At 71.2% G+C, this 8,721-nt stretch carries 9 protein-coding genes; 6 read left to right on the forward strand and 3 right to left on the reverse strand.

Annotation, left to right across the window (positions count from 1 at the left end; genetic code table 11):
- Nucleotides 1–456: 456 nt before the first annotated feature.
- A complete protein-coding gene (locus ACFFNX_RS14400) occupies nt 457–1,479 on the reverse strand; it encodes a serpin family protein (RefSeq protein WP_378200905.1) in 1,023 nt (340 codons plus the stop codon).
- A gap of 31 nt (nt 1,480–1,510) precedes the next feature.
- Nucleotides 1,511–2,398: a glutathione S-transferase family protein gene (locus tag ACFFNX_RS14405; protein WP_378200908.1), complete on the reverse strand. Its 888-nt coding sequence runs from the start codon at nt 2,396–2,398 to the stop codon at nt 1,511–1,513.
- Nucleotides 2,399–2,519: 121 nt separating this feature from the next.
- Between ACFFNX_RS14405 and ACFFNX_RS14410 the strand changes: the two genes are divergently transcribed.
- The 3 genes from ACFFNX_RS14410 (at nt 2,520) to ACFFNX_RS14420 (ending at nt 5,320) form a co-directional block, all read left to right on the forward strand.
- Nucleotides 2,520–3,206 (forward strand): DedA family protein, encoded by a 687-nt coding sequence (locus ACFFNX_RS14410; RefSeq protein WP_378200911.1) that lies wholly within the window; start codon nt 2,520–2,522, stop codon nt 3,204–3,206.
- Nucleotides 3,207–3,362: 156 nt separating this feature from the next.
- On the forward strand, nt 3,363–4,262 hold the full coding sequence (locus ACFFNX_RS14415; RefSeq protein ID WP_378200914.1) for an SDR family oxidoreductase: 900 nt from the start codon (nt 3,363–3,365) through the stop codon (nt 4,260–4,262).
- Nucleotides 4,263–4,516: 254 nt separating this feature from the next.
- Nucleotides 4,517–5,320 (forward strand): enoyl-CoA hydratase/isomerase family protein, encoded by an 804-nt coding sequence (locus ACFFNX_RS14420; RefSeq protein WP_378200917.1) that lies wholly within the window; start codon nt 4,517–4,519, stop codon nt 5,318–5,320.
- A 388-nt stretch (nt 5,321–5,708) separates the two neighbouring features.
- Here ACFFNX_RS14420 and ACFFNX_RS14425 read toward each other — a convergent pair whose 3' ends face one another.
- Nucleotides 5,709–6,368 (reverse strand): cupin domain-containing protein, encoded by a 660-nt coding sequence (locus tag ACFFNX_RS14425; protein WP_378200920.1) that lies wholly within the window; start codon nt 6,366–6,368, stop codon nt 5,709–5,711.
- A gap of 137 nt (nt 6,369–6,505) precedes the next feature.
- Between ACFFNX_RS14425 and ACFFNX_RS14430 the strand changes: the two genes are divergently transcribed.
- The 3 genes from ACFFNX_RS14430 to ACFFNX_RS14440 form a co-directional block, all read left to right on the forward strand.
- Nucleotides 6,506–7,099, forward strand: a complete 594-nt coding sequence (locus ACFFNX_RS14430; RefSeq protein WP_378200923.1) for a DUF1707 SHOCT-like domain-containing protein — start codon at nt 6,506–6,508, stop codon at nt 7,097–7,099.
- A gap of 98 nt (nt 7,100–7,197) precedes the next feature.
- On the forward strand, nt 7,198–7,950 hold the full coding sequence (locus tag ACFFNX_RS14435; RefSeq protein WP_378200926.1) for a L,D-transpeptidase family protein: 753 nt from the start codon (nt 7,198–7,200) through the stop codon (nt 7,948–7,950).
- Between the two features lie 453 nt (nt 7,951–8,403).
- Nucleotides 8,404–8,721: hypothetical protein (locus ACFFNX_RS14440; RefSeq protein WP_378200929.1), on the forward strand; the 318-nt coding region annotated here is incomplete at its 3' end.

Below are 8,721 nucleotides of genomic sequence, written 5' to 3' on the forward strand. Positions count from 1 at the left end.
GATGACGCTGCCTGTCGGGTGAGCTGCCTTTCCGGTGAGGTTGCCTGCCTTGTGAGGTTGCCTGTCGGGTGAGGTTGCCCGCCCGATGAGGTTGCCCGCCCGATGACGCTGCCTGCCTTGTGAGGCTGCCTGCCTTGTGAGGCTGCCTGCCTTGTGAGGCTGCCTGCCTTGTGAGGCTGCCTGAGGCTGCCTGCCTTGTGAGGCTGCCTGTCCAGTGAGGTTGGCTGTCCGGTGAGGTCGCTTGTCGGGTGAGCCTGCCTGCCCGGTGACGTCGCCTGCCCAGTGACGCCACCTGCGCGATAGTTATCCACAGCCGTTCCGACGGGCTTTTCGCGGCAGCGCCGCCGCCTTGACAATGGAAGTGGGGTCGGCCCCCCTGGGCGGGCGGGGAGTGCTTGCGGGCGGGCGGGGAGTGCTTGCGGGCGGGCGGGGGCTCGGGCTTCTGGCGGTCGGTGATCAGGGTTCGGTGACGCGGGCGAGGAAGTAGATCGCTCCGGTGGCCGGATGGCGTACGACCACGAGGAACGGCCGGTCGACGCGGAACTCCACGGGGCGGCTCATGTCCATGCTCGCCGGTACCATCACGGCCGCGGTGGCCGCCGCGCCCTCCAGGCCCTGTTCGTCCACCTCGAGTACGGCCTTGTGCTCGACCCGGTCGATACGTACGGGCTCGGGCGTCATGCCGGAGAAGTCGGCGTCGTCGGTGAACGCGGTCCGTACGCCCAGGGCGCCTAGGGGTTCGGTCAGGCTCGCCCGGCCTTCGACCCGGAACTTCGGCACGGCCAGGTCGACCTTGACCGACCGTGCCGCGTCGTACAGCGGGCGGAGCGACTCCGGTGCCGGCGGGCCGTCCTCGGGCCCGAGCAGCACGTCCGCGACCACGCCGCCCCCGGCCGTGAGTGTGACCATCCGCCAGCCGTCGGCCTCGGCGTACGGCATGTGGCCGGTGCGGCGCATCGTCGGCACCCGCCGCCGTCCGCCGGGGCCGTAGAAGGGCGCCGGGATCGTGTTGCTCCGGGCGAACGGGATCCGCCAGGCGACCTTGAGGTACAGCGCGTTGACGATGACCGCGACCGTGCCGGGGTCGACGGCGCCGGGCGGCAGCAGGTCGCGGATGAGCTCGCGTGTCGTCTTGGCGACCTCCGCGTTGATGGCCCGCCGGGCGGCCTCGGGGTCGCCGGCGAAGTCGGCGCTGTGCAGCGCCGCGCCGGTCGCGCGTTCGTACTCCTCCTCGACGGGCAGGCCCTCGCGCAGCCACAGCGTGTCGGCCACCGCGATCTCGGCGTCGTCGAGCGCCGCGGCCTCCGCGAGGCCCAGCTCGCCCGGTGCCCCGCCCAGGGCGGCGGCGAGCTCGTCGTACGTTCGGCCGCGTGCGCCGGTCGCGGCGAGAGCCAGCGCCGACGCGACGGAGTAGGGAGACCAGACCAGGCCGCCCTCGGAGTCGAGCCGACGGTTCAGGCGGAGTGCGAACTCGTCCATGTGTCGACCGTACTCCGGCGTGCGGCGACGATCAGGTCCACGAGATCGCCGGGCCCTTGGGCACGATGCCGTACGGGTTCAGGAACCGGTGCGTCTCGTGGTAGTGCCGCTTGATGTGATCGAAGTCGGTGGTCTCGCCGAACGCGGGAACGGCGTAGAGCCGGCGGGCGTACGCCCACAGGCGCGGATAATCGATGATCCGCCGCAGGTTGCACTTGAAGTGCCCGTGGTAGACGGCGTCGAAGCGCGCCAGCGTCGGGTACAGGCGCACGTCGGCCTCGGTCAGCCGGTCGCCGACCAGGTAGTCGTGGCCGTCGAGGCGGGCCTCCAGGCGGTCGAGCGTGGCGAACAGCGCGTCGAACGCCTCTTCGTACACCTCCTGGGTCTGGGCCATGCCCGCCTTGTAGACGCCGTTGTTGACGTTGTGGAAGACCTCATCGTTCACCTCGTCGATCTCGGCGCGCAGCTCCTCGGGGTACAGCTCGGGCGCGCCGGGCCGGTGGAACGGCGCGAACGCCGACTCGAGTGTCAGCGTGATCTGGGGATAGTCGTTGGTGACGAGCCGCCCGCTCACGGTGTCCCAGACGCACGGCACGGTGTGGCGCCCCTCGTACGACGGGTCGGTGGCGGTGTAGAGCTCGGAGAGGAACCGCGCGCCGGTCACGGGGTCGCGGCCGTCCGGCGACAGCGTGAAACGCCAGCCGCGCTCGTCGCGGATCGGGTCGACGATCGTGACCCCGATCGTGTCCTCGAGCCCGAGCAGCCTGCGGACGATCAGGGAACGGTGCGCCCAGGGGCAGGCGAGTGAGGCGTAGAGTTGGTAGCGACCGGCCTCGGCGGGGAACTCCCCGGTGCCGATCCGGTCGGTGAACCGGTTGGCCTGCCGGACGAATCGGCCGTTCTTCAACTCAGGGCTCATGATGTTCGCCATGTCGTCCCTCCGGTTGATGGGCATTTGCGACCTTAGAGCGATCCGTCGGCGCCGACCTGCTCATACGATAATCATCATGGAGACGCCGGAAACGGGACGCTGATCGCCCGTGGGTCATATAACTGACGCTCTACTCCACCTGCACGGCCCGATCATCTACGCTGTGGTCGCCGCGCTGGTGTTCGCCGAGGCCGCTCTCTTCTTCGGGTTCGTCTTCCCGGGGGAGACCGCGATCGTCATCGCCGGGGTGCTCGCCAGCCAGCACCGGGTCTCGCTGCCCATTCTGCTCGTCGTGATCGTGGTCGCCGCCGTCGTGGGCGACTCGGTGGGGTACGAGATCGGCCGTAAGTTCGGCGATCGGCTGCTCGACACCCGCGCGCTGCGCAAGCACCGCGACCGGCTCGGCAGCGCACAGGACCTCCTGCGCCGGCGGGGCGCCTTCGCCGTCTTCATCGGCCGCTTCACCGCCCTCCTGCGCGCGATCATGCCCGCACTCGCGGGGAGCGCGCGGATGCCGTACGGCCGGTTCCTGGTCTTCAACGCCCTGGGCGGCACCACCTGGGGCATCGGCTTCACGATCGGCGGCTACCTGGCCGGAACGGCGTTCGAGCAGGTCGCCCAGTGGGCCGGCCGGGTCCTCGCGGTCGTGGTCGCGGTGATCGTCCTGATCGGGCTCGGCGTCTGGCTGTACCGCCGCCGGAAGAAGGAGGCGGCGGAGGAGACCGAGGCCAACCCCGAGCCGGTGTCCGTCCCCGACCTGCGCGAGGACCTGCGCGAGAGCCGGCGCGACGACTGACCGGCATCCGGTGCGCAGCGCGGCGGACGCCGGTCGGTCATTCTTTCGTTTCTTCGGGGAGTCACCGACCGGCGCGGCGCCCGCCTGGACCGTCCGAGTGTGATTCGGTTTGATACACACACGGAGTCGGTAACGCGTCGCGAGGAGGATGTGGACATGGCGGAACTGCGGTTCGACGGACGGGTGGCGATCGTCACCGGGGCCGGGCAGGGGCTCGGCCGGCAGCACGCACTCGAACTGGCCGCCCGCGGCGCGAAGGTCGTCGTCAACGACCTCGGCGGTTCGCTGCATGGCAGCGGTTCCTCCACCGGGCCGGCGGCCGCCGTGGTCGAGGAGATCAAGAAGAACGGCGGCGAGGCGGTCGCCAACACCGACAACGTCGCGACCCCCGAGGGCGCGGAGGCGATCGTACGGACCGCGCTCGACACGTTCGGCAAGCTGGACATCGTCGTCAACAACGCCGGCATCCTGCGGGACAAGTCCTTCAAGAACATGGCGCCGGAGGAGTTCGACCAGGTCCTCGCCGTCCATCTGCGCGGGTCGTTCCTCGTCACCCACGCCGCATGGCCGCATCTGCGCGAGCAGGCGTACGGCCGCGTGGTCATGACCACCTCGCCCGCCGGGCTGTTCGGCAACTTCGGGCAGGCCAACTACTCCTCGGCCAAGATGGGGCTGGTCGGGCTGACCAAGACGCTGGCGGCCGAGGGCGCCAAGTACAACATCAAGGTCAACGCGATCGCCCCGATCGCCTGGACCCGCATGACCGAGGAACTGTTCCCGCCGGAGTACAAGGAGAAGCTGAGCGTCGAGCTCGTCACCCCGGTCGTGGCCTGGCTCGCGCACGAGACCAACGAGTCGACCGGCGAGACCTACAGCGTGGGCGGCGGCCGGGTGGCCCGCGTCTTCGTCGCCGAGGGACCGGGCTTCACCAAGCAGGGCGGCCTCAGCGTGGAGGACGTGCGCGACAACTGGCAGCAGATCAACGAGGTCGAGCCGTACCTGCTCGCCAAGGACATCGGCGAGCAGACCATGGCCGTCTTCAACGCCATCAAATGAGCGCCCCGCGCTGACGAGGGATATCCACAGATGCGCGGCCTCATCTTCACCCCGCCGCACCTCGGGCTGGACAATGGAAGTGGGCTGGAGCCCCCGGGCGGGAGGGGGCTGCTTCCGGGCCGGGCGGGGCTGTCTCCGGGCCGGGCGGGGCTGTCTCCGGGCCGGGCGGGGCTGTCTCCGGGCCGGGCGGGGCTGTCTCCGGGCCGGGTGGGGTGGTTCATGGGTCTGGATGGTGGCGAAGTGAGTGTCGTCCGGTGAGCGCGATCACGTTCGAGCGGCGGGACGGGCTGGCGGTGATCACGCTGTCTCGTCCCGAGCGGCTCAACGCCGTCACGGCGGCGATGGTCGAGGAGCTTCTCGCGATCCTGGATCGGCTGGCCACCGACGTCGAGACCCGCGTGGTGGTGCTGACCGGTGCCGGGCGTGCCTTCACCGCCGGCATGGACGTCCGGGGCGACGGCCTCGGTTCCCGCGAGGGCGACGAGGAGGGCCGGGTCGCGCGGGTCTACCGGGGCATGGCGCGCAGCGGTGAGCTCATCCTCCGGCTGCGCGACATTCCGCAGCCGGTGATCGCCGCGCTCCACGGCCCGGTGGCCGGCATGGGCATGTCCGTCGCCCTGGCCTGCGATCTGCGGGTCGCCGACCCGACGGCGACGTTCATCGCGCCGTTCCTCAAGCTCGGCTTCTCGGCGGGTGACCTCGGGCTCACCTGGCTGCTGCCCCGGCTGATCGGTGCCTCACGGGCGGCGGAGATCTTCTACCGGGCCCGTTCGGTCACCGCCGCGGAGGCGCAGGACCTCGGCCTGCTCGCCACACTGTCCGACGAGGGAGCGGACCTCGACGCCGCTCTCGAACTCGCCACCGACCTGCTGAAACGCTCGCCGTTCGGGCTGCGGCACACCAAGGAGCTGCTGAACCTCTCCCTCGACACCTCGGGGCTGCGCGGTCACCTCGCGGTGGAGAACCGCACGCAGACCATGGCCTTCCTCACCGAGGACCTGGTCGAGGGGCTCGCGGCCACGATGGAGAAGCGCGAGCCGCGGTTCCGCAACCGCTGAGCGCGGGCGTCGCGGGACCAGCGGCCGAGCGGCGTCGGCGGGGCGATCTCCCGGCGACCGTACGGGACAGGGTGGCCGGTAAGACGCTGAGCTCGGTCGAGGCGAGCCGGGGGGTGTGGCTTACCGGTGCCTCCCGGGTTGTCGGATGCTGCTCGGGTTCAGTGGTGCCCGCATCGTGTTTCAGGTCGGGGTCGTGCGGGGTGGCGTCTTTGGGCGAAGGCGTCGCGGTGCGCGGTCGGTCAGGTCGAAGCCGGGGCGGCGATGTGGCTTACCGGTGCCTCCCGGTCGGGCGGGTGGTCAGATGCCGCTTGGCATCAGTGGTGCCCCAAGTCCGGGCCGAGCAGGGCGGGTGTTCTTCTCTGCCGGTGAGTCGCGGCGCGTGGCCGGGTCAGACGCTGAAGTCGGCCGGGTCGAAGCCGGGGGAGACGACGCAGCTCACCAGGACCTCCTGGCCCGCCGCCGGTCGGGCGGACTGCCAGATTCCGGCCGGTACCAGTGCCTGCGGTACCTGGCCGTTGGCCAGGTCCGGGCCGAGCAGGACGGTGTTCTCCTCGGTCGGCGCGTCGCCGCGGGTCGTCAGCTCCAGCGGGCCTCCGCGGTGCCACAGCCACAGCTCGTCGGAGCGGACGACGTGCCACATCGACTCGTCGCCGACGCCGAGCAGGAAGTAGATGCCGGTGGCGGTGTTGCGCTCGCCGCCGTGTGCCTGGAGGCGGTCCGCCGTCCGCCACGTCTCACGGAACCAGCCGCCCTCCGGATGCGGCAGCAGGTCCAGCGCCTCGGCCACCGGGGGACGGGCGTGGAAACCGGTCACCCGGCCGCTCGGGTCACGCCGGGCGTACCGGACCTCCTCGACCGTGGATCGGTTGATCACGCCGGGCAGCGGCATGCGGGAGAAGGGGACGACCAGCGCGATCAGCTGATCGCCGGGGAAGGCGTCGTTGGCCAGCGCGACCGCGTCCTCCTCGGGCGTGTAGGCGGCGGACTCGTCGCGGAACGGCTGGTCCGGCTCGGCGCGCCAGGCGTCGAGTGTCGTGAGTAGCAGCACACGGCCAAACCTAACCGCCCCCGCGGGTCCTCGCCCGGCGTGCGCGCCCGGCGAGTCGCCGCTCCGCAAGGTCTCGCCATTAGAGAGAAGTGGGTTTAAGATACATCTCGTTCTGCGGCCTGAAGGGGGATCCATCGATGGAGCCGTACCGCGAGGCGAGTTCGCCCGCGCCGAGCATGCGCGCCTCCGACCAGGAACGGGACGCGACCGTCCAGCGGCTGCAGGTCGCCTTCGCCGAGGGTCGGCTGGCCGATGTGGAGTTCGACGAGCGCATGCGCGCCGCACTGGCCGCGCGCACCCATGGCGACCTCGACGTACTGCTCACCGACCTGCCGGCCGCCACCGCGCCGGCCGCGCCGCGTCCGGCGGCCACGGTCCCCGGACGGATGCCCAAGCCGGGCCGTCACGCGGTCGCGTACAAGAACAGCGTGCGGTACGCCGGCCGGTGGCGGGTGCCGGGCACCTTCCGCGTGCTCATCTACAAGGGCAGCGGAGTGATCGACCTGCGGGCCGCCGAGCTCACCGAGCCGGTCACCGTGATCCACGCGGTCGCGTACAAGTCCGACATCGAGATCATCGTGCCGCCGGGCATCCGTGTCGAGGTGAACGGCTTCGGCGTCACGCGCGACGAGGAGTGGACCGGCGACCTGCCCGCCGACGCGCCGATCGTGCACGTGCGCGCGCTCGCCTACAAGGGGCTCGTCGAGACCCGTACGATGCCCCGCCGCTGACCCCGCCCCGCGTCAAGGGACGGCCGGGCATGAGTAAAGCGCGCGGAAGCGGGGACGCCGGGAGACGACGATTTCCTCTCGACCGGGAGTGATAGCCGATGCGCATCCGCTTGAGCGCGGCCGTCCTCGCCGGGACCGGCTCGGCGTTCCTGCTGGTCCCGGCGCTCACCGCCGCGACCACCCCCAAGGCCGCCGCCGCCCCCGTACGGAGCGGCCCGGCCACGTTACGGATTCCGCGTGGCGAGGTCGTCGGCCCCAGGCTCCGCCAGGGTGACCAGGGCGCCGAGGTGAAGGTGCTTCAGCAGCGGCTCGAGGACCTCGGGTACGACCCCGGCGCCGCCGACGGAAAGTGGGGGTCGGCGACGAGTTTCGCCGTCTGGGCGTTCCAGAAGGTCAACCACATCAAGCCCATGTCACGGACGAGCGTGGGGTTCTGGAGCGCGTTCGCGACGCCGCGGACGCCCAAGCCGCTCGTGCCCAAGGGCGCCGACGATCGCGCCGAGGTCGACGTCAAGCACCAGCTCCTCTACGTCTACAAGAACGGCCGCCTCGTGCTGACGAGCCACATCTCCTCCGGGTCGGAGGAGTACTACTCCTCGCAGGGGCACACCGGGTACGCGCACACACCGCGCGGGAACTTCCGCGTGTACCGCAAGGCCTCCGGCTGGGAGACCTCGCCGCTGGGCACGCTCTACAAGGCCAACTACTTCGACGGCGGGTACGCCATCCACGGCGAGCCGGCCGTGCCACTGCGACCGGCGTCCCACGGCTGCGTACGGGTGCCGATGAGCACATCGACGATCGTGGCGAAGCTACTGCCGATCGGCACACGCGTGTACGTCCGCGGCTGACCCACCGACGCAGGGCCGGGCTCTACCCGCCGGTGTCCGATTCGCCGAGCACCGCCTTTTGTCCGACGGCGTCCGCCCCTAGCCGCGTACGTCCTGGGCCGCACGAGCCGGGATCGCGGTCGGCGTGCCGGCGTACGCGCCGCGCCTGCGGTCCGAAGGGCGGACATCCGGCCGGCGGGGTCGGTGGCTGTGTCGGGGTCCTGACGGTGCGGGCGGAACGTACGGGGGGCGGCCACTTCGGCCTCATGGTCGAAGGAACCGGCGATTCTGTCCTGACCAGGGAGAACATCCGTCGTCCGGGCGCGGGTGTGGTGGCTCGGCTCCTCGGGTCGGTGCGCGCGGGGGCGGGCCGTCCGGAAATGGGTGCCGGACATGCGCCTTTCTCGGCCTCATCGTGTGCCGAAGCAGGGTTTGATGGTCCTCTGCACGGGACGTTTCAACGAGAGGGTCAGCGTGAGCACGACCGGCAACGGCGCCTCCTCCCCTGGGGATTTCTTCGGCGGCGGGGCCGCCTCGGAGCATTCCGGGCCGGCCGCGCCACCGCCGCCGAGCGCCCGGAGTGAGCGCCGCCGGATCACCGAGCGGCTGGCCGAGGCCGCCGATGCCCTTGAGACCTCGCGCCTTCGTGGCATGCCGAACACCTCGCCCTGGCAGCGGTCGAACGCCGTGTGGCACCAGGCGGGCATCGACTGGAGCCGCGTCGAGGCCAAGCCCCGGCCGGCCCGTCCGGCGGCGAGTGCTCCCGCGCCTCAAACGCCGCCCCCGGCCCCG

Source organism: Actinoallomurus acaciae (genome assembly GCF_042429965.1).
Taxonomy (GTDB): Bacteria; Actinomycetota; Actinomycetes; order Streptosporangiales; family Streptosporangiaceae; genus Actinoallomurus; species Actinoallomurus acaciae.

Bases quoted from the DNA above. Each gene is read 5' to 3' on its own strand.
- ACFFNX_RS14400 (WP_378200905.1), bottom strand. From the start codon at position 1,479: ATGGACGAGTTCGCACTCCGCCTGAACCGTCGGCTCGACTCCGAGGGC.
- ACFFNX_RS14405 (WP_378200908.1), bottom strand. From the start codon at position 2,398: ATGAGCCCTGAGTTGAAGAACGGCCGATTCGTCCGGCAGGCCAACCGG.
- ACFFNX_RS14415 (WP_378200914.1), top strand. From the start codon at position 3,363: ATGGCGGAACTGCGGTTCGACGGACGGGTGGCGATCGTCACCGGGGCC.
- ACFFNX_RS14430 (WP_378200923.1), top strand. From the start codon at position 6,506: ATGGAGCCGTACCGCGAGGCGAGTTCGCCCGCGCCGAGCATGCGCGCC.
- ACFFNX_RS14435 (WP_378200926.1), top strand. From the start codon at position 7,198: ATGCGCATCCGCTTGAGCGCGGCCGTCCTCGCCGGGACCGGCTCGGCG.